Origin of the sequence: Sporosarcina sp. P34, from assembly GCF_002743375.1 — a bacterium.
GTDB lineage: Bacteria > Bacillota > Bacilli > Bacillales_A > Planococcaceae > Sporosarcina.
The window spans coordinates 63,578-83,225 of record NZ_PDZC01000008.1 but is presented as its reverse complement, the minus strand read 5'-3'; the positions used below and the strand labels follow the sequence as shown (position 1 = coordinate 83,225).

At 41.9% G+C, this 19,648-nt stretch carries 20 protein-coding genes; 8 read left to right on the top strand and 12 right to left on the bottom strand.

The genetic code is table 11. From position 1 onward, the window contains the following. Positions 1-4: 4 nt before the first annotated feature. Entirely contained in the window at positions 5-2,389 is a 2,385-nt protein-coding gene (locus tag CSV63_RS12265) for a 3-hydroxyacyl-CoA dehydrogenase/enoyl-CoA hydratase family protein (RefSeq protein WP_099696068.1), read from the bottom strand. A gap of 208 nt (positions 2,390-2,597) precedes the next feature. Here CSV63_RS12265 and CSV63_RS12260 point away from each other — a divergent pair, with 208 nt between their 5' ends. Both CSV63_RS12260 and CSV63_RS12255 read left to right on the top strand, forming a co-directional pair. Next, complete coding sequence (locus tag CSV63_RS12260) at positions 2,598-2,918, top strand: thioredoxin family protein (protein WP_099696067.1); 321 nt, start codon at positions 2,598-2,600, stop codon at positions 2,916-2,918. A 262-nt stretch (positions 2,919-3,180) separates the two neighbouring features. Further along, positions 3,181-3,696, top strand: a complete 516-nt coding sequence (locus tag CSV63_RS12255) for a C39 family peptidase (protein ID WP_099696066.1) — start codon at positions 3,181-3,183, stop codon at positions 3,694-3,696. Here the strand turns inward: CSV63_RS12255 and CSV63_RS12250 are convergent. Further along, positions 3,685-4,572 (bottom strand): 5'-3' exonuclease, encoded by an 888-nt coding sequence (locus CSV63_RS12250; RefSeq protein WP_099696065.1) that lies wholly within the window; start codon positions 4,570-4,572, stop codon positions 3,685-3,687. The genes CSV63_RS12255 and CSV63_RS12250 overlap by 12 nt on opposite strands. A gap of 115 nt (positions 4,573-4,687) precedes the next feature. On the opposite strand from CSV63_RS12250, the gene CSV63_RS12245 reads away from it, so the two are divergent. Further along, entirely contained in the window at positions 4,688-5,179 is a 492-nt protein-coding gene (locus CSV63_RS12245; protein ID WP_199203658.1) for a hypothetical protein, read from the top strand. 27 nt (positions 5,180-5,206) lie between these two features. Next, a complete protein-coding gene (locus tag CSV63_RS12240) occupies positions 5,207-5,821 on the top strand; it encodes a polyadenylate binding domain-containing protein (RefSeq protein ID WP_233192078.1) in 615 nt (204 codons plus the stop codon). A 169-nt stretch (positions 5,822-5,990) separates the two neighbouring features. Here the strand turns inward: CSV63_RS12240 and CSV63_RS12235 are convergent, their stop codons facing one another. From CSV63_RS12235 to CSV63_RS12220, 4 genes are all read right to left on the bottom strand, one after another. Further along, a complete protein-coding gene (locus CSV63_RS12235) occupies positions 5,991-6,677 on the bottom strand; it encodes a DNA alkylation repair protein (RefSeq protein WP_099696064.1) in 687 nt (228 codons plus the stop codon). A 24-nt stretch (positions 6,678-6,701) separates the two neighbouring features. After that, entirely contained in the window at positions 6,702-7,115 is a 414-nt protein-coding gene (locus CSV63_RS12230; protein ID WP_099696063.1) for a CotY/CotZ family spore coat protein, read from the bottom strand. Positions 7,116-7,217: 102 nt separating this feature from the next. Then, positions 7,218-8,198 (bottom strand): YheC/YheD family endospore coat-associated protein, encoded by a 981-nt coding sequence (locus tag CSV63_RS12225; protein ID WP_099696062.1) that lies wholly within the window; start codon positions 8,196-8,198, stop codon positions 7,218-7,220. Between the two features lie 6 nt (positions 8,199-8,204). Further along, on the bottom strand, positions 8,205-9,428 hold the full coding sequence (locus tag CSV63_RS12220; protein WP_099696061.1) for an ATP-grasp domain-containing protein: 1,224 nt from the start codon (positions 9,426-9,428) through the stop codon (positions 8,205-8,207). 313 nt (positions 9,429-9,741) lie between these two features. Here CSV63_RS12220 and CSV63_RS12215 point away from each other — a divergent pair, with 313 nt between their 5' ends. The 3 genes from CSV63_RS12215 (at position 9,742) to CSV63_RS12205 (ending at position 13,426) form a co-directional block, all read left to right on the top strand. Beyond that, positions 9,742-11,142, top strand: a complete 1,401-nt coding sequence (locus tag CSV63_RS12215) for an FAD-binding oxidoreductase (RefSeq protein ID WP_099696060.1) — start codon at positions 9,742-9,744, stop codon at positions 11,140-11,142. Continuing rightward, positions 11,139-12,113, top strand: coding sequence for a bile acid:sodium symporter family protein (locus CSV63_RS12210; RefSeq protein ID WP_099696059.1), 975 nt, complete (start codon positions 11,139-11,141; stop codon positions 12,111-12,113). The genes CSV63_RS12215 and CSV63_RS12210 overlap by 4 nt, the downstream gene beginning before the upstream one ends. Before the next feature lie 179 nt (positions 12,114-12,292). Beyond that, positions 12,293-13,426, top strand: a complete 1,134-nt coding sequence (locus CSV63_RS12205) for a CapA family protein (RefSeq protein ID WP_099696058.1) — start codon at positions 12,293-12,295, stop codon at positions 13,424-13,426. Between the two features lie 66 nt (positions 13,427-13,492). On the opposite strand, the gene CSV63_RS12200 is transcribed toward CSV63_RS12205, so the two are convergent. After that, a complete protein-coding gene (locus CSV63_RS12200; protein ID WP_099696057.1) occupies positions 13,493-14,065 on the bottom strand; it encodes an SCO family protein in 573 nt (190 codons plus the stop codon). A gap of 398 nt (positions 14,066-14,463) precedes the next feature. Continuing rightward, positions 14,464-14,943: an OsmC family protein gene (locus CSV63_RS12195; RefSeq protein WP_158233965.1), complete on the bottom strand. Its 480-nt coding sequence runs from the start codon at positions 14,941-14,943 to the stop codon at positions 14,464-14,466. 156 nt (positions 14,944-15,099) lie between these two features. Here CSV63_RS12195 and CSV63_RS12190 point away from each other — a divergent pair, with 156 nt between their 5' ends. Further along, complete coding sequence (locus CSV63_RS12190) at positions 15,100-15,507, top strand: hypothetical protein (protein ID WP_099696055.1); 408 nt, start codon at positions 15,100-15,102, stop codon at positions 15,505-15,507. Positions 15,508-15,899: 392 nt separating this feature from the next. Here the strand turns inward: CSV63_RS12190 and CSV63_RS12185 are convergent, their stop codons facing one another. The 4 genes from CSV63_RS12185 to CSV63_RS12170 all read right to left on the bottom strand — a co-directional run bounded on the left by CSV63_RS12185 (position 15,900) and on the right by CSV63_RS12170 (position 19,564). Next, positions 15,900-16,292: a hypothetical protein gene (locus CSV63_RS12185; protein ID WP_099696054.1), complete on the bottom strand. Its 393-nt coding sequence runs from the start codon at positions 16,290-16,292 to the stop codon at positions 15,900-15,902. Positions 16,293-16,685: 393 nt separating this feature from the next. Continuing rightward, positions 16,686-17,762: a S26 family signal peptidase gene (locus tag CSV63_RS12180; protein ID WP_099696053.1), complete on the bottom strand. Its 1,077-nt coding sequence runs from the start codon at positions 17,760-17,762 to the stop codon at positions 16,686-16,688. Beyond that, the gene (locus CSV63_RS12175) at positions 17,755-18,255 is read right to left on the bottom strand and encodes a sigma-70 family RNA polymerase sigma factor (protein WP_099696052.1); all 501 of its coding nucleotides are present in this window, start codon (positions 18,253-18,255) and stop codon (positions 17,755-17,757) included. Before CSV63_RS12175 ends, CSV63_RS12180 begins: the two co-directional genes overlap by 8 nt. A gap of 19 nt (positions 18,256-18,274) precedes the next feature. Then, positions 18,275-19,564, bottom strand: a complete 1,290-nt coding sequence (locus CSV63_RS12170) for a polysaccharide deacetylase family protein (protein WP_099696051.1) — start codon at positions 19,562-19,564, stop codon at positions 18,275-18,277. Between the last annotated feature and the right edge of the window lie 84 nt (positions 19,565-19,648).

Here is a 19,648-nt window from a genome sequence, read left to right as displayed (position 1 = left end):
CTCATCAGTTACGTAACGGTTTCCCCTTGACCAGCATATGCTGCATACGCTGCTGTGATTTCGGTTCTGCCACTAAACGTAAAAATGCTTCACGTTCCAAATCAAGTAAGTACTGCTCATCGACACGTGTACCATACGGAACTTTTCCGCCTGACAGTACATATGCAAGTTTCTTCGCAATCTTCAAATCATGTTCGCTAATGAATCCAGAAATGAACATCCCTTCAGCTGCTAGCAATAATGTCGCATAGCCTGAGTCACCTGTTACAGGAACTTTCGCTCTCTTCGGCGCTACATAGCCTGCTTCGTATAATGACAAAGCCGCCTGCTTCGCATCGTAGATCAGATGATCCGGGTTGACACTAATACCGTCTGCAAAGTCGAGGAAGTTGTTCTCTCTCGCCTCTTCAGCAGAAGTCGACGTTTTCGCCATCGCAATGGATTCAAATACTTTATTTGCAATATATTGATAATCAATAGGTACACCGTTCGGTAAACCTTTTAAGTGCTTCTGATACAAGTTGACGTTTCCGCCACCTCCTGGAATCAAGCCTACCCCTACTTCAACAAGTCCCATATACGTTTCCATAGATGCCTGAATATGTGCAGCCGGAAGACAAACTTCTGCCCCGCCACCTAGCGTCATTTGGAATGGGGCCGCGACAACCGGCTTCCCGCTATATTTGATCTTCAACATGGCATTTTGGAATGAACGGATGACAAAGTCGAGTTCAAAAATATTATCATCTTGTGCTTCCATTAAAATCATGCCAAGGTTTGCACCGACACAGAAGTTTTTCCCTTGATTGCCGATTACAAGCCCTTTGAAATTCCTCTCCACTTCGTCTACTGCGAAGTTGATCATCTGAATAATGTCCAAGCCAATCGCATTCGATGGTGAATGGAATTCAAGTAATGCTACGCCGTCTCCAAGATCGATCAAGCTTGCGCCAGAATTTTTCTTGATGACACCGTGCTTTTTCTTATACTGCTTCAAGTTGATCGCTTTCTCATTCACTTGCACCATTTGATAGTCTGTGCCGTCGAAGTAGTACGTATCGCCATTCTCTTCTTTATAAAAAGTTTCATAGCCTTTATCGAGCAATACCTGTACGAGTTCAGGAATTTCCTTGCCTTCTTCTTTCAGCATGTCTACAGACTTCTTCACGCCAATTGCGTCCCAAATTTCAAATGGTCCTTGCGTCCAACCGAAGCCCCATTTCATGGCGTTGTCGATCGCAACAATATCGTCTGCAATTTCGCCGTGAAGTTGTGCAGCATATAGCATCGTCGGTGTTAACGTATTCCACAAAATCTCACCTGCGCGATCTTTTGCATACAGTAACGTCTTCACTTTATTAGCAAGTCCTTTTTGTTGTTTCGCCACTTCTATTGAAGGCGCTTTCATTTTCTGTGTAGGAACATATTCAAATGTCTTCATATCCAATTCCATAATGTCTCGGCCTTTTTTCACATAGAAGCCTTGTTTGGCTTTCGCACCGATCCAGCCATTATCGATCATTTTCGTTACGACTTCAGGTAGTTCAAATATTTTTTGCTCTTCCCCCGTCGTTTGATCGTAAACGTTTTTCGCAACGTGCATATACGTATCTAGTCCCACAACATCTAATGTGCGGAATGTGGCAGATGTCGGACGGCCGATCAATGTACCTGTAATCGAGTCGATTTCTCCGATTGTATAACCGCGTTCTAACATTTCATGCACTGTCACTTGTAAACCATACGTACCAATTCGGTTAGCAATAAAGTTTGGTGTATCCTTTGCGATTACGACTCCCTTACCTAAACGATCCTCACCGAACACCGTCATGAACTCTACAACTTCAGGTGATGTCGCTTGTGTAGGAATAATTTCAAGTAATTTTAAGTATCTTGGAGGATTAAAGAAGTGTGTTCCTAGAAAATGTTTCTGGAAATCTTCCGAACGTCCTTCCGTCATCGCTTCAATACTGATCCCTGATGTATTGGATGAAATGATGGTGCCTGGCTTACGCACATTTTCAATCTTTTCATATAAACTCTTTTTAATATCCAGATTTTCTACAACGACTTCAATGATCCAATCTACGTCTTTTAATTGATCCAAATGGTCTTCGAAGTTTCCGGGTGTAAGTAATGACAAGCTCTTTTTCGTCGTGAGAGGAGCCGGCTTTTGTTTTTGTAACTTCTCCAACGCTGTAGCCGCGAATTTATTGCGGAATTGCGGATTATCATACGTTAAGCCTTTTGCCTCGTCATCAGCACCTAATTTCGTTGGTACGATATCTAGTAAAAGTACGGGAATGCCTATATTCGCCAAGTGGGCTGCGATACCAGAACCCATAACTCCAGATCCTAAAACTGCCGCTTTTCTAATTTGATACGTCACGTGCAATCCTCCCCTTATGTTTCTTGAATGAACACTCATTCATTTATTGAGTAAAAAAAATATGCGTTGCCTATAATTGCTAGTATAAATCATTTTAAACTATTTCGCAATATTTATTTTGCATTTAATCAGACTTTTTAAAATAAGCAATTTAATACCAAACCTTCTCTATTCATTGTACACTATTTACTGAATGGAGGCGATTTTGATGAAAGAAATTAAAACAGCTACGGAGTTTGAAGAAATCATTGCGAGTGACCAGCCAGTACTCGTAAAGTTTGAAGCAGACTGGTGCCCAGACTGTAAGCGTATGGATATGTTCATTGATCCTATCGTTGAAAAATACGATACATACACATGGTATGAAGCGGATCGCGACGTTATTCCTGAAATTGCTGAAAAGTATGAAGTAATGGGAATCCCAAGTTTGTTAATCTTCCAAAATGGTGAGAAGCATGCACATCTACATAGTGCGTCTGCGAAGTCACCTGAACAAGTTACGGCGTTTTTAGACGAAGTGAAGATTTAAAGATGATAAGTGAAAATGCTGAGAGCCAATAGGTTCTCAGCATTTGCTTTATAGAGCGGTTGTGGAACTTGTATGGGCGGTTGCTTCGCTGCATTGAGCGGGTACGAAAACAGTTTGAGCGCCTAGCCCACTACATAGAGCGCGTACGCAACTAGTATGAGCTCATAACTGGATTGATAGAGCGCTTAAGCAACAACTATGAGCACCACACATCAATCCCCCTTCACAGACAACAACTTTCCCTAGGAAGGAGACGTTCTTCATGTCCAACTACATAGAAGTGAAAGGCAAATCCCAATATGACAACGACATTGAACCAAGCTACCGTCCGTCGGCTTGTGGACCTGTTACAGCGTATGTTTTGCTGCGCCATTTCTTCCCCTCTGACCCTATTCCTTCTATTAATGAGTTATATCGAACATTAGGTAGTACAAAGATTGGTTTGCCTACTTGGCGCTTTGTTCGTCGGCTGAACCGAATGCTCGGCTCGCAATGGCATGTGAAAGTTTGTCATGTCCAGCAGGCGATTGAACAGATCGATGAAGACCGTCCCGTTGCAGTAAAATTTGATAAGTGGTTCAAGTTTAAATGGTGTAGTCGTTTTTCATTTGATTATCATTGGGTCGTGATGGTCGGGTATGAATATGTAGACAATCAACTGCATGTACTCGTTCATGACCACGGTGGCAGAAATCGCGCGAGCCGTGTACGCTCCATCCCCTATGAAATGAATAAAAATATTTTGACGTTTGTTAAGATCGAACCGTTAAAACGGTGAAACAGGTAATCCTTGTTTAGCAATCATGGAATATCCTAGTTCTTCCATCATGTTAGCTGTTTCTGCAGTGAACTCGGGAATGATCAATTCTTCTAAAGGATCATCGAGTTTGATTTCACAATGAATGGTTGCAAGCTCCTTCGAAATCATGAGCATTTCCTCTTCTGCATTCAGCTTCTTCTGGACACCGGCAGTTAATCTTTCTCTTGCCGCGAGCACACCATCGACCGAACCATATTCCTGTATGAGCTTCAATGCCGTCTTCGGCCCAATCCCCTTCACTCCAGGGTAGCCGTCACTAGAATCCCCGGTGAATGCTTTCATGTCAATGAATTGCTTAGGAGTAATTCCATACTCTTCTATAAAACGAGCTTCCGTGTATTCATCATACTGCGTGAAGCCTTTTTTCGTCAGCGCAATCGACACATCTGGCTGGAGTAACTGAAGTAAATCTTTATCTCCCGACACTACTGTCAATTTCGCTTCGTCTTTCCACGTTTCAATCAGCGAACCTATCAGATCATCCGCTTCCATATTGTTAATTCCGTAACTCTTCCATCCTAACTTTTCCGATACTTCCCGTGCCATATCGAACTGGGGAATTAATTCCGGTGCAGGTGCAGGGCGATGCGCTTTATAGTCTGCGAATAATTCATTACGGAAAGTTTTAGATCCCATATCCCAACACACCGCCAAATGCGTCGGTTGGAAAATCGAAATGGCACTCATCGTATGTCGCGCGAATCCTTGCACGCCATTCGTTGGTACATCCGATGCATTGCGGAAAAACTGTCCGCTATGTGCCGTCGCAAAAAATGAACGGAATAACAATGCCATTCCATCCACTACTAAAATATGCGGTTTATTTTCATTCATTCTATTCCACTTCCTTTGTCTTTAGTTTAGCATAGCTGTCGTACGAAGAGATAATAAGGTCAAATAACCATCAGACTGCATATGATAAAACGAATAGAAAAGGAGGCGTAAAAAGTTGAATCCACAAGATGATTTTATGGGGTATCCGCAATATACAAATCCGTATTGGCAAGGTACTGACCCGCAAGGCTTCTCCACTGCACAATCATTTTCTTCATGGCAACCTTGGTTCCCAGGTATGCAATGGTTTCCGAGTATGCCCGGCTTCCCTGGATCACCGAGTTTTCCACAGCAACCGAATTTCCCTGGACAGCAACCAGGTCGGCCAGGGAATCCAGGCGGTCAGGCGGCAGCTCCCACTTCCGCGCCACCAAGTCAAATCCCGAGCTATCCAGAATTTCAGGCGTTCGCGGTAGACCCAGGTGCCATCGCTGGTTGTTTGTATCGCTTTACGTATGTATGGACTTCTCGACGTAATGGATTCTGGTTTTATCCGACATTTGTTGGTCGACAATCCGTCGCGGGGTTCCAGTGGAATTCACGCAGATTCCGCTGGGAGTATATAGGCATTGATTTGCAACGTATTGATCAGTTTCGTTGTGTGTGAAAGCAGTCTAAATGAAGGAGTGATCGTTTGAATCACCAAGATGAAGGCATGTGGTATCCGAAGCTCCCTGACGGATACCCAGGTCAGCAGAATGAAGGACACCATCAACAGTATCACCCACAATATGGCCAACAACAACAGGGATGGCCAAGTGGATATCCAGGATACCCACCACCCAATCAACAAAATCCGCAATGGCCATCTGGTTATCCAGGGTACTCAGGGTATCCACAGCAACATCAACCCGGTTATCCAAGTTACCCTCATCAACCTGCCTATCCGGGGCACTCGGGGTACCCTGGCCAGCATGGATATCCAGGACATCATCAACAGCATGAGAATCATGGACATCACCATGGACAGCCAGGAGGTCATCCACAACAAAGTGCACCGACTTCCGCTCCTCCAAGCCAAATACCGAGCTATCCTGACGCTCAACTACGGGCAGTGGATCCGGGCGGTATAGCAGGTTGCTTATACCGATATACGTATGTATGGACTTCGCGAAACAAAGGGTTCTGGTACTACCCGACATTCGTTGGCAGAACTTCTATTGCTGGGTATCGATGGGATCCACGTCAATACCGCTGGGAGTATTATGGATTAGACTTGCAGAAGATCGATTCATTCAGATGTATGTGAACTGAAATGTAGCGATTAGAAATTGTTCTTAGAGAAGCCTGACGATTTGTCAGGTTTCTCTTATTTTTTATCGATCTCCATACGTTTTCTTTACACTTTACGACCTGAATAAGGCATTTTGAAAAGCCATATCCATAACTAAAAACCTAGTCACAAGACTAGGTTTTTGTCAGCGCCTTTTCATACTGCGAAGTACCTTCTTCGTCTCTTGATCTACACGCGTCGACTCTATGATTTTCTGTAACGCTTTATTATACGTAAATACATCCAATGAATTTTTCCCAGCCAAATAACGTAGAGTGGGGTCAGGCAACTTTACAAAACAATTAGACAACGCCCAAGCCACCGCCATTTTGACGTAATATCCTTCATGTTGCACACGATTTAGTAAGCCAAGTACTCTGTCGATATAGTCGGGCTCAGTATAATAAATAAGCAACATGACAATACCGAAGCGAAGTTCATATTCGTTCTCCGAAACTACATATGGTTGGAGGAATGACCAAACACGTTCCTTATGTTGTTTGGTCATTTTTAACCCCGAACAAAAACTATCGCAAACGGACCAGTTATCTATTTTCGGTACAAATTTCGCTACGTATGGCAAAAGCTCTTCGACGTCCGCTTTTACGTAACCTATCACTAAGCCTTGTAACATTACTTCTTCAAAATACTCATCATGCGCTGTCTGTAAATAAGTCCGCCAATCACCCTTTGCAATGCCTTTCGCAAGTTTACGAAGTGCCGGCATTCGCACCCCAAGGATATTTTCGTTCGTCGGTATGAGTGCGGATGAAAACTTCTGATAGTCCGTATCTATTTGTTCAAACAGTTGTTTTCTAATTTTATTGTGCATATAGGATCACCTGGTAGTTTGTATTTATTTTTTCGGTTCAATAATAGGTAATTTTTTATCAACTAGCTTAGGGGGAAGAGGTGTGATGGTGCAGAAACAATTGATATTGACTATAATACAGCTTTTCGTCTTCCGTAGGGAGTAAAACTCTTCGCACGAGTCTACTGGATTGCCTTCCATATCAACTGGCTCTAGTAAGGTTAAGCTTGCACAGCATGTCTCTAGATCGAGTTTTTCCAATCTGAAATAAGGGGTCTTTATACATGAATAATGGGCGCTAAATGGTGTGTGTAATTCGCAGTCGTGAAGTGTAAAGGGTATCGTATCGAAGACAGGAAACGAACAGACATATTGAAAACCTTGACCGAATGTAGCCATCAACTCTTGTTCTTTCAATAATCTTTTCATCGCCATACAAATTGCACTTGGGTTATTCATTTTTTCACCTCCCCTTCCTATACGTATCTACTATCTATATGACAATGCCGAAAGAAAGGTTATGTGCGGACAGACATCAATGTATACTGCTTGGAATAAACATCAGGTCGATTTATGTTGACTGGCAACATACACGGCATAAGGAACAAGGTTCTTTGCTATATTAAATGCAAGTTCTTCATTTCCTGGTCTCCAATTCACTTCGAATATCCAAAGCTTATTATTTTCATCGACACCTATATCAATTCCAAGCTCATCAAATTCTATATCGAAAGTGCTTTCAAATTCATTGGTGAAACGCTCAGCAAACTTCTCTAAAGTCCGTCTCATATTCCTCCGTTCATCGCCAAATTCCCTTTCTAAAAACGATCTAAACGTCCCCATACTTCCTCCACGAGAAATATTACTCGTCACTCTATCCATCGTACCGATCCGAGGGTAAATAATAGAAATCATCCATTTCCCTTCCCCGTCTTTCGTTCGGCAGGATATATACGGCTGGACCAAGTAAGCTTGCTCACGGAGTAAGTCTTGAATACTAGAAAGTAGTTGTTCGCGATTTTGGGTCGTCTGTTCCGTACCAACTATCGTATGGAAACGCTCCCCATCTAGCTCGATAAACCAAATCCCCCTTCCTTGACTGCCGGATACTGGTTTCATAATCACTTTTTTATATTTCTTCATAGCGTCCAACACATCTTCAGGGTGATGGATCTGGATGGACGGGATCAAATAATCCACAAATTCGGGCATTTTACTAATCCTTCTAAAGACACTCATTTTATTACCGACTGAGTGTGAAGTGAAAGGAACGATCTTACTTAATTTAGTGTAGACTTCAATGTCCTCATCAGTCTTCATGCCGCAAGCATTGTATATGACATCGGGAAACATCATGTCTCGTTCTATCCACTCGCCTTGTTCATATACATAACCTGAGATGACGTTCGTTTTAAAATTAACACCTTGTGGCGAAAAGTAGTAAAAATCCACTCCTTCCATTTTAGCGACAGCTGCCCAGGCAAAGGCTTTATCTACTTTGCTCGGGTGTTTCCTTGAATGCAACATCCCCACTGTAACCATCTGCTCTCACTCCTCGTTAGATTCTATATAAAACTTGATATTCTTCGCAGCATGCATGGCATTTCGTTTCGCTTTGGATGCGGTATCACCAGATGCTATGACATAGCCATACCGACTGCCCATTGAAATAGGCGGTGTCATGAATGTACCTTTACGTGGTTTCACGTAGACTTCCCGCACGCCTTCATGCTTCATCGCATAATTTTTCCCTGTTACTTTCAATAGTGTGCCATACGTGTTCACGGTAATGTAATGCGTATAAATATGATGTTCGTGTCTTCTTTTCAAATTGATTTCTTCACCCATAAAGAGCTTCAACGTCTCTTCCATCAAATTAATCCCAAAGGCCTCTTCGATCATGCGATTCATGGCGCCACCCGATATTCGTGGATTTAACTCAATCAACTTCCAGGTTTCCCTGACATATCGTAACTCGAGATGACAGGCGACATTTTTTGCTCCGAGGTCGTTACAAATCGATTCCACTGCGCTGACCAGCTTGTCATATAGCCTGCTCTCTAGTGAAAGTTGAATATCATAACCGGTAATGATGAACTTCAAGTCTTTTTGGATATCCTGTTTAATTACCGCAACTAGATGGAGCTCTCCCTCCACTACCACAAGTTCAACCAAATACTGTGGGCCGTCCAAATATTCTTCAATGACAATCTGCTGGGATGGATAGTTTTTCAACATACTTTTCATAACACGCGTCATTTCTTTTCGATCTTCTACGAGGTACACATCTCTTGACGCTTTTGACAGGGGCGATTTGATGATAAGGGGAAATGTCTCTTGCTCGCTGATGAACTGCTTCAAATCTGTCGTTGGCTCAAAAACCATAAATTTCGGTGTCACTTCGTTTTCAGCCAGTGCTGTTCGAGTTAATACTTTATCTTCCATTTTCAAATAGGCATCTGCAGAAATTCCTGCTTGGCAAAATTCATTGGCGAGATGCGCGGTCATCGATACAAATGGATCTACAAAACTAAAAATTCCTTTCAGCTTTAATCCTAACTTCTGTATGGCGTAAATATGTTCTCGGACTGCTTCTTCCGTTATGCGGTCGATATGAATCATTTGCGTAACTTCCGGAAATTCCGCTCTTTGATCGATAAATCTTGCATTCTCGGTTAACAACACTGTGGCGTAGCCTAACCTTTCTGCCGCCTTTATAGCTTCCCTGCTCGAACCACTCTTCGTAGTTTCCACAAACAAAATCGTATTCATTTCACACACTCCTTAGCCAAAGCCTGTTCATCATTTGTATGTGTTTATAAGAATACAAACAAAACAGTCAGTTATTTTTGCGTTCTTTTATTCATATGAAAGGTTATTGCTAGTCAGATAGGCCTTCGAACATGCATGAATATAGTTTTTATGCTTAGAGAACATTGAATGAAAATAGCAAAATTACTAAACTATCGTTGAATTATTCAGATTAGTAAGTATAATAGTATAATGTCCAATACACGCGTTATAAAATTCTAATCAGGAGAACTACCTTCACCATCACTACTTCACCTTTAAGGAGAGAACAACTATGACAGCGACTACTGAAAAAATCGTCCAGGCTTTACAAGACGTATTAACCGAACAACAAGTGACCATCAACGAAACCGTGCGTGAACTCCACGGAAAAGACGAATCCTACCATACGATGAAATTACCCGATATTGTCGTGTTCCCTTCTTGCACAAAAGACGTGAGCGAAATTATGCGCTTAGCGAATGAGTTTAAAGTAGCGGTCATACCATTCGGACTCGGCTCGAGCCTAGAAGGTAGTGTCATTCCCGATAATGGGGGCATCACAATAGACTTTTCAAATATGAACGCGATTCTAGACGTACGTGCGGAAGATTTCCTCGTGACTGTTCAACCAGGCGTGACACGTACTCAATTAAATAAAGAACTGAAGAAACATGGATTGTTTTTCTCTGTCGATCCAGGGGCAGATGCGACACTTGGCGGCATGGCGGCAACGAATGCTAGCGGCACGACTTCCGTCAAATACGGCGTCATGCGCGATCAAGTACGTGACCTCGAAGTAGTCTTAGCAGATGGCACGGTCATCCATACCGGTAATAAAGCAGCTAAATCTGCATCTGGACTTCATTTAAACGGATTATTTGTTGGCTCAGAAGGAACACTTGGTTGCTTCACTGAGCTGACATTACGCGTCTATGGCATTCCTGAATTCGTAACAGCAGCTCGTGCATCATTCCCTACCGTCAAGGATGCAGTGGAAGCAGTCGTATCTATTTTGCAAGCAGGCGTTCCGATTGCGCGGGTGGAATTGGTGGATGAGGCTTCTATTAAACAAGCAAACATCTTCAGTGAAACGAATTATCAAGAAAAGCCTACATTGTTCCTCGAGTTTCATGGCAATGAAGCAGGGTTACAACAAGATGTCGAATTCACGAAAGAAATTGTTGCGGATCATCAGTGCACAGATATCGAATTTGAAACAGACAATGCGGAACGTAATCGATTATGGGAAGCTCGTCACAATCTGGCCTATGCCTATATTCATGGAAATCCCGGCAAAAAACTGATGGTCACTGACGTCTGTCTGCCGATTTCAGAACTGGCGGACGCAGTCAATCATGCACGTGAAGTAGTCGAGTCACTTGAAATGCCAGGGGGAATCGTGGGTCACGTAGGCGATGGCAACTTCCACGTATTGCTGATGATGGATAGGAATGATCCAGCAGAACGAGCGAAAGCCGACGAACTAAACGAAAAAATCGTTCGCTATGCACTGGAACGTGACGGTACGTGTACCGGAGAGCACGGCGTCGGAATCGGCAAACAGAAATACCAGCAACAAGAACACGGTGCTGCACTTCTTGTCATGCAGAAAATCAAACGAGCGCTCGATCCAGATCACTTACTCAATCCAAATAAAATTTTCCACTTGGATTCTGAGGTGACGAAACGATGAAAGTACTCGAAACAATCAGCTCTATCGCCGGAAAGTACTTTGCATTTTGGGTCATCTTGGTCGCTGTGATCGCGTTCTTGTTCCCGAACCCTTTTCTCGGATTGGGTGCATACATCACGATTTTACTCGGTGTTGTCATGTTTGGAATGGGACTGACGTTACGTGCAGTGGACTTCAAAATCATTTTGACCCACCCACTACCTGTGATCATTGGCGTAGCTGCACAATTTGTCGTCATGCCACTCGCTGCTTTCGCTCTGGCTTATTTATTGAAGCTACCACCTGAACTAGCAGCTGGTCTCGTATTGCTTGGATCTGTTCCAGGAGGCACTGCTTCAAACGTCATGGTCTATCTAGCGAAAGGAAATCTCGCATTATCTGTTGCGATGACATCCCTTTCCACTCTATTGGCACCACTTGTCACGCCGCTATTATTGCTAGTGTTAGCTGGTCAATGGCTGCCCGTAGATGCGTTGTCGATGTTTAAGTCGATTGTCCAAGTTATCATCATTCCCATTGTGCTAGGACTACTCATTCAACGATTCTTCCCGCAAGCAGTTGCGAAAAGTGTATCGGTCGTACCGATCATTTCAGTTGTTGCGATCCTGATCATTGTCGCTGCGGTTACTTCCGCTAACACAGGCAATGTCGCAAGCTCAGGTCTACTCGTATTCATCGCTGTATTCTTGCATAACGGGATCGGATTACTTCTCGGTTATTTGATTGCACTTGGACTCGGATTGAACGAAAACGACAGACGGGCCATTTCACTCGAAGTCGGCATGCAAAACTCGGGACTTGGCGTCGCACTCGCAACAGCGCACTTCGGTCCACTTGCCGCACTTCCAAGTGTTTGGGGTGCATTCTGGCATAATATCTCGGGTCCCATTCTTGCGACGATTTGGTCGAAGAAGCCAACGAAGGATATCGAAGAACAGAAAGTCTTGACTCAAACACACGTACAGGTGTAAAGAAACCACGCCACGCCTCGATGTCCATGTCGAAGTGTGGCGTTTTTTATCTATAAAAGTAGAGGGAAATAATATATTATTACAATTTACAAATTTCATTGTTTACTATTCTACTAGTGTGCTATCGTTAGTTTTAGAGTCTTACAAGAAATAGTCATAATAGATATGGAGAGATTGTTGTGAACAGAAAATGGCTTGTTGCAGCACTAGGGTTTATTTGGATTATAGGTGGTCTGATTTTATGGAACGATTGGAATAATAGAGAGTTGGCAATATCGACAAAAACGGCTGTGCAAACACCACAGGATACGGCCAAAGATCCGTCTGAAAAATTGACTGAAGTCGAATCAGATCAAAAACTAGAAGAAACGATTATTCATACGGCGACAATCGGTATGGTTGGCGATGTATTATTACATAATCCAATTTATACATATCCTAACTTCGATTTTGCATTCGAAGCGGTAAAAGAGCAGATGGCCAGTATCGACTTTCTCTTGGCCAATCAGGAATCTATGCCTGGCGGTGTCGAACTTGGTTTATCTACCTATCCAAAGTTCAATAGTCCAAAACATATACTCCCCGCCTTACAAAATGTTGGTGTCGATATGGTTTCATTCGCCAACAATCATACATTTGACAAAGGGGAAAATGGTGTGCGCAAGGCGATTGAACATGCGCAACAATACCAGATGGAGTATGTTGGGGCTTATGAATCTTTTAAAGACCGCAAGACTGAACGGATTATCGAAGTGAACGGTATCAAATTCGGTGTACTCGCTTATACGTACGGCACAAATGTAAAGTTAGACTTGCAAGGCAAAGAGTACTTGGTCAACTATATCGATCGTGAACGAATGGAAAATGAAATTCAGCAAATGAAGCCAAAGGTAGACGTGACGATCGTATCCTTACATTGGGGTCCCGAGTATCAACTTGAAACGTCCGAAGATCAAGCAGAACTGGCGCAATTCGTTTCGGATGCGGGTGCTGATGTACTATTCGGACATCACCCACATGTTTTACAACGCTATGGTGAAGTAGGAAATACTAAAGTATTCTTCTCGCTCGGCAATTTCTATTCAGCCCAACCATTCGATTATACGAACTTCGGTGGAATCGCAAGACTGTCTGTAACGAAAGAACAAACGGGTGACCAAAAAACCGTAACTATCGAAGATCCACGCTTCTTCCCGACTGGCGTCATTAAAGATCAAAATAAGCGCTTTAAAGTCGTCCCGCTTAATGAAGCCACAACCATTCATTACAATGAAGAATGGGTGGAAAACCATGTCGGTGTACCGAAATGGTAAGTAGATAAAACAAATAACGCCTGTCTAATCGATTGATTAGACAGGCGTTATTTTTTACGTTTCTCCTTATTTACCTAACACAGTCTTTACATCTTCTATCAATAATTCATTATCCGTCGCTGTTAGGCCATCGTATCTTTTCACAATTTCCCCTTCAGGATTAATTAAATAAAAATAATAGCTATGCGCTCGTTGGTCCAATGCTCCACTTTCCAATATAGAAAGGAAGGTATTTTTCGATAATTCCTGAATCGTTTTAAAATCATAACCTGTCAAAAAAGTCATCGTACGGAGATCTGCGCCAAAATCTGCAGCATAATCCCTTAATACTTCGGGTGTATCATTTTCAGGATCTATACCGAATGAGATTATACGAGGTTCCAAACCCTCTTCCTTTAATCTTTCCTGAACACCGACCATATTGGCGGTCGTTCTTGGGCATACGGTGATGCAGTTGGTATAGGAGAAATAAGCAATCCACCAGTCGCCTTTCAAATCCTTCAAGCCAAGCGGTTGGTCGTCCTGTGTAGTAAATTCAAAGTCTGGCATGGTTTCTGACATATTCGTTTCGATCTTCTTATTGCAGCCACTTAACATCAGAATGGTTGTAAATAGAAGAATAGCCATTTTTACTTTCATTAAGATCCTCCTTCGTTTCGTATGATGCAATACATAATGTGATTTTTCCGCAACTAACTCCTGTATAGTATTGCTCGTTTTTAGTACATCATTTATTCCAACCTAACGTACTTGAATAGTTTTACTGGTTAACATACAAAACGGCGCTGTAATACAGTCTACTACTTCTTCACTTACTAAATCAAAAAACTTACTAAAAATACGTTAAATGATTAGTCTGTTGTCTAAATTTAATAAATATGGGAAGAACAAAACAGTAAAGTGTAGGCAAAAATTCCGGTATTCAGTTTACTAATCAATGGAATTTTTATGTTTAGGGAATAAAAACGCCATCACTTTATCTGAATTGACAAGGTGATGGCGTATTTTGTATATACATATCTCATAACTTTATGAAATCACTTAATATGCAATATTACTTCTTCCTTCAAACTTGAAAGGATCGGTGAACGTTCAACTGCAATAGCCGCAATTTCTGCCAGTTGCCCTTTATTCGTAGTAGACTCAGCAGATAAAACGATCATCGGCTTCATAATACCGCTGTTACCGCTTTGAATTCCTAAAAATGGTGCTTTATCGCATACGCCAGTGAAAACGATCTCCGCTCTGTCAACCGTCACACCCTGATTATAGGCTTCCAAATGGAATGTTACGCCAAAACTAGTAGTTGCCGCGGCGATTAATAATTCAATCGGCATAATTTGTTTTTCTCCTGGCTTCGCGATGCCTTTCAGATCAATTTCCTGTAGATCTTTCGTCTCGAGCGACATCATTTCCCCTACTACATACTGGCTTGTCCCTTGCCATTCACTAATCGCGAGTGACGGATCTTGCTCTATCAGTTTCTTCATTTCATTCATGATTTTCGTTGTACTCATAGTAATTGCCTCCAAATTATACTTCTTGTATCCATTATACATCCACTACCTAAATTTGCTAAGGGAAGCATCCCCCTTTTTCGAATACTTTATCGAGCAACCTTTTTCTATTTCCAACGTTATGTATACTACTCACCTACTGAAAGGGTGCTTTATATGAAGAAGAAAAAAATGGTTTGGGTTGTCTTTGCCACTTTGTTTCTCCTAATATGTACTACGTTTTTTCTTCATCGCGCTACTGAAGATCCTTTGCTTGCTAAAAGAATTGATGATTTAGCAAGCAAAGGTGTGACCGAAATTTCCTTAACGTCTCTAACCGATTTCGAGTGGAACAAAGCGATGGTTTACGGCCCCTATACTTCAAAAGAAATAATTGAAGGCTCACTGAATAGTAAATTTAAAGGAAGTACGCAAGGTATTGAATATCGTGATGATATATTTTTACTCGTATTCGCAAAAGATCATTACGTGGTCAAAACGGTTAAGCTATCTAGAAGAGGTGTTGATTTCTCGAAAAATGATCAACTGCTAACTACTGCGGATGATATCTTAAAAATTCACTAATACCACTGCGTCTTATTCTGGTTGATCTGTAAATCTAAGTGGATTATAACGTGTCATAGTTGACGCCTCCTTTGCACACTATATAGAGCCAGAAAGAGAAAAGAATACAGGGTGTGGAAATATATTTTCCACATCCACTATATCTTCTTTGTAGTTTGCTTAAGTGCTTAGGTTATTGCTGGTAGCAAAACGTTCGCTTGGAATAGAGCAAAACGTTCGATTGAATAGACTATTTCTATCTCCTCGTCAGACAATTTTCATTCTTTGGATTGAAGCTATCTCCAGTGAAGGCAAGTCACTTGCTATATTCCATTTTTTCATCAATAAAAACAACAGACGAGCTGTATTAAAAGCCTGTCTGTCGTTTAAACTTTTCTTTATGTTTTTATCACTTATTTCTGAAACATACTTTCAATCAACTCTTCCATATCTTCCGCAGCGTGCTGTTCTTTCGACTGAAGGACATCGAGCTCGCCGCTCTCCATCGCTTCTACGCTAAACTTTTCCGTCTTCTGTTCTACGCAATCGACGAATACGGTATAGGCTTCTTTTAATTCATTGCCTTCCGTTTCAAAGGCATTTGGAACTTCCAACGCATTCATGTCAGCTAATATCTGCTTGAACTCTTCTACTTTCACTAACCATTGTTCTTTCATCGCCGGTATATCTAGCTGTTTTTTTGAAATGAATTCTTCGGAAATGCCTTCGTACTCTTCTGACGCTATGATTAAGCGTTCGTGTAATCCAATGATTTTCTGTAAGTAATCTTTTCTACTGAGTGCCATAGTATCATCTCCTAGTATGAGTATTCTCACTTAGTATTTCATCATACATCTCCCAAAGCAAAGAGGAAAGTCTAGGCACTTCTTTGTAATTTTTTATATTGAAATTCTTGCCTTTTTGATCAAACGGAACGAGTCCCGAATCCATAACATCCAGTATGTATAAACACCAAACCGGCTCTATATAGCGAGCGGTTGGTTGACGGCTTATGTAAAACAGTTGCCGGTCTGGTATCTTTTCTATTTCTTACTCCCATAATGCTTCCCATTTTCTTAACTAGTGAAAACCAGGTTGGCTCTATAAGCGAGCGGTTGGTTGACGGCTTGTGCTGAACAGGTGCCAACCTGGTTTGCGTGAAAGATGTTTGCATCACCTCCCTTACAGAGTGCAGTACATTATTTTTCCACGATCCATTGACCGGAGCTCGTATCCCTTCCCATAGTGAACACTTGCTCCACAACGCCTTTACGACCATATTGATAACGAATTTCTACTTTGTCATCGGCAATCGGAATCGCCCGACGATACGCTGCCTCAAGGAAGAGTTCTCCAATTCGACTTGATTGTGCGAAGAACTCGGATTCGGGCAGTTTATCCAATCCTGTTAGCTGGTCGTACAAATATAAATCAAAATACTGCTCAGCTGTATAGTCGCTTTTGAGTTGGTCAGTCAGATAATCTATATAGATTGATTCAGTTTTTTCTTCCGTTGCCACGCCAATCAGTTCACCATAAATTTTGTGTACAGGCGTGATCGTCGCTCCTTGCACAGTGTCTTTTGCCGGAAAATGGTTCAATAATAGGTATTCCCTAGCGTTTAACAGCTGATCATACCCGCCAGCAATCGTGACATGTTGTTCCTTGTACCGATCCATCAATGCGGAGGATAACTCGTGACCGTTGACGTGTAACTTGCCATTTTGCAATACAACTCGATCTCCAGGAACCGCTACGACTTCATAATAAACACCTGTATACGTTGGCAAGTGACTATTCGTATTCGTAAATGTGCGTACTACATCACCGAGTTCATAGACCGAAGCATCATACAGATCTGCCTTACGTTCTATAACGGGATGATACGTATCCGGACTCCACTGCAATGAAAAGGATTCATCATCCACATATAATAGACCGTCCACTTTATTTACTACGGGTAATGAAGAAAATTCTTCGTAATCAATAGCTGAAAGTTGATCTTTCTTTTGTAAAGCAGAAATGATCGCCATATCGTCAAGTGGGTCGTACGGCGTTCCTGGACCTTGATCAGACGAGAATTGATTATCTGAAACTAAGTTAAACACTAACAACAAAGCTACTACCGGTAGTGCCGCCGTGACCAGCAGCGCTTGCCAAGAAAACCGCCTACTTTGCGAAGGTTGAAGCGTTTCATGTACCCGTTGTTTGATTCGACGTTCCTGTTCCGTTGTATCTCCCATCATGTGGTCCAGTTTTTGTTTAAAATCATTCATTGGTTTCTACCTCCTCTTCCGCAAAAAAATCCTTGAGTTGCAACTTGGCTCTTCGTAACCGAGTCTTGACGGTGTTTTCATTGAGCCCAAGAAATTCCGCAATCTCCGCAATCGATTGTTCGTCATAATAATATAAAAGTAATGGCTCGCGGTATTTCAGCGGCAATTGGAACAAGTGCTTTTCAAGTGATGCCAGTTGTTCCCGTTCAATCAATTGTTCTTCTGAGCTTTTGGTCGATACAAAAATGGTTTCGAATACGACATCTTTTTTATGCTTCCACGAGCGCAAATAATCTTTTGCACGATTAGCGGTCATTTTAGTTAAGTACGTTTTAATAGACGCTTCATTTCGGAACTGGTCACTCTTCTGGAAATACGTAACGAAAACTTCTTGCACGACGTCTTCCGCAGTTGACCAGTTTTTCACGTATAAATAAGCGATACGTACTAAATAACGCGAATGCTCATTCATGATTTGATCCATTTCATTCATCTGGGCTAGTCACTCTCTTCTATGGCCATCTCATGTCTCCGTCAACATACGTTGCAAAATCCTTAAATGACCTTTTTTCTGTCATGCCAAAGCGGTTCACTTCATAATTGGATTGATCCCTATTAGCATACCCTTCGACTGTTGTATAGCCGATCAGTAACCCTACATCTTTCGCCGCCGCGATGAACTCTTCATTATATTGTCCATATGGGTAGGCGATGGAAACGGCTGATGGCACGTGTTGTAAATTCTTCTGTAAGTCTTCCATGATTTCTTGTTCTGTATGTTCGAATACTAAGCCTGCTCCACTTTCTCTACCTAGTTCATGCAATGCACATGTATGGGCTTCGAACTGAAATACATCTTTCAGTTCGATCAGGTCTTCCACAGTCAAATACTTCAGAAGTCCTCCACCGTCAAATAGCGGACCGTCTTTTTCTCGATCCATACGAGATGAAATAATATGCTGGGACGAAGTAAAGCCGTATTGTTTCAAGACAGGATAGGCGTATTCTTTGGATGACAATAAACCATCATCAAATGTAATAATCAATGTTTTCTCCGGCACAATGAGCCGACCTTCCAAGTAATCATACAGCTGTTGTGAAGTCAATGTCGTAAATTGCTCATCTGCCAAATACGCCATCTGCTTTTTAAAGTTCTCGAGTGAAACGGTACTAATCTCCGTTTTCATTTGTTTACGGGGTAGCACTTGATGATACAGCAGTACTGGTAAACCTTCATCCATTTCTACTGAAGGCTTATGGATATACCCAGCCCGTTCACCTATTTTAATCACATACCAGTCTCTTTCTTCCTCTATGACAGGATAGCGATAGCCTTTTCTTAATTGCATGAGAACAGTACTTTCAAGATTCGCTTCTGTATATACAGCTGTTTGTTGGGCTGTTTTAACAGCACCCAGTTGTTTTGTATGTAAAGGTGTTTTCACCACGTTCTTTTCTACTTTTGCCTGACCTTTACGAATGAATGCCGGCATCTTGCCTACTCGAATTTCGTAATACTCTTCATCTTCTCCTATGAGAGCAACTGCTTGATTGGCTTGCAGTTCGCCAATTCGGATAAGGTTTTCTTGCTTCATAAAAATCGGTTGATTGTTTGTCAGCGTCAATACTTGATCAAATTCTTTTTCTGTAATGAACGGTTTACTTTGTATCGTTTCTGCAAAAGCTGTCGCTGGTTGCTCATGGAACAATGGCACTTCATTCAAATTCCACTTGGCTTCATTTCCCATTATAAATAGGAATAAGCTCGCAAGTAGTAGCAGACAACTATATATTTTCTTCATGTGAATCCCCCTATTATCATTTGCGCACCCTATAGACGGAGGATTCCTTAAAAAGTTTCAAACTTTTTTAGAAAGATTTTTGCA

Excerpts from the sequence above, each read along its gene's own strand:
- CSV63_RS12260 (WP_099696067.1), top strand. The coding sequence starts at position 2,598 with ATGAAAGAAATTAAAACAGCTACGGAGTTTGAAGAAATCATTGCGAGT.
- CSV63_RS12255 (WP_099696066.1), top strand. The coding sequence starts at position 3,181 with ATGTCCAACTACATAGAAGTGAAAGGCAAATCCCAATATGACAACGAC.
- CSV63_RS12250 (WP_099696065.1), bottom strand. The coding sequence starts at position 4,572 with ATGAATGAAAATAAACCGCATATTTTAGTAGTGGATGGAATGGCATTG.
- CSV63_RS12235 (WP_099696064.1), bottom strand. The coding sequence starts at position 6,677 with ATGCACAATAAAATTAGAAAACAACTGTTTGAACAAATAGATACGGAC.
- CSV63_RS12230 (WP_099696063.1), bottom strand. The coding sequence starts at position 7,115 with ATGAATAACCCAAGTGCAATTTGTATGGCGATGAAAAGATTATTGAAA.
- CSV63_RS12225 (WP_099696062.1), bottom strand. The coding sequence starts at position 8,198 with ATGGTTACAGTGGGGATGTTGCATTCAAGGAAACACCCGAGCAAAGTA.
- CSV63_RS12220 (WP_099696061.1), bottom strand. The coding sequence starts at position 9,428 with ATGAATACGATTTTGTTTGTGGAAACTACGAAGAGTGGTTCGAGCAGG.
- CSV63_RS12215 (WP_099696060.1), top strand. The coding sequence starts at position 9,742 with ATGACAGCGACTACTGAAAAAATCGTCCAGGCTTTACAAGACGTATTA.
- CSV63_RS12210 (WP_099696059.1), top strand. The coding sequence starts at position 11,139 with ATGAAAGTACTCGAAACAATCAGCTCTATCGCCGGAAAGTACTTTGCA.
- CSV63_RS12200 (WP_099696057.1), bottom strand. The coding sequence starts at position 14,065 with ATGAAAGTAAAAATGGCTATTCTTCTATTTACAACCATTCTGATGTTA.
- CSV63_RS12195 (WP_158233965.1), bottom strand. The coding sequence starts at position 14,943 with ATGAGTACAACGAAAATCATGAATGAAATGAAGAAACTGATAGAGCAA.
- CSV63_RS12190 (WP_099696055.1), top strand. The coding sequence starts at position 15,100 with ATGAAGAAGAAAAAAATGGTTTGGGTTGTCTTTGCCACTTTGTTTCTC.
- CSV63_RS12185 (WP_099696054.1), bottom strand. The coding sequence starts at position 16,292 with ATGGCACTCAGTAGAAAAGATTACTTACAGAAAATCATTGGATTACAC.
- CSV63_RS12180 (WP_099696053.1), bottom strand. The coding sequence starts at position 17,762 with ATGAATGATTTTAAACAAAAACTGGACCACATGATGGGAGATACAACG.
- CSV63_RS12175 (WP_099696052.1), bottom strand. The coding sequence starts at position 18,255 with ATGAATGAAATGGATCAAATCATGAATGAGCATTCGCGTTATTTAGTA.
- CSV63_RS12170 (WP_099696051.1), bottom strand. The coding sequence starts at position 19,564 with ATGAAGAAAATATATAGTTGTCTGCTACTACTTGCGAGCTTATTCCTA.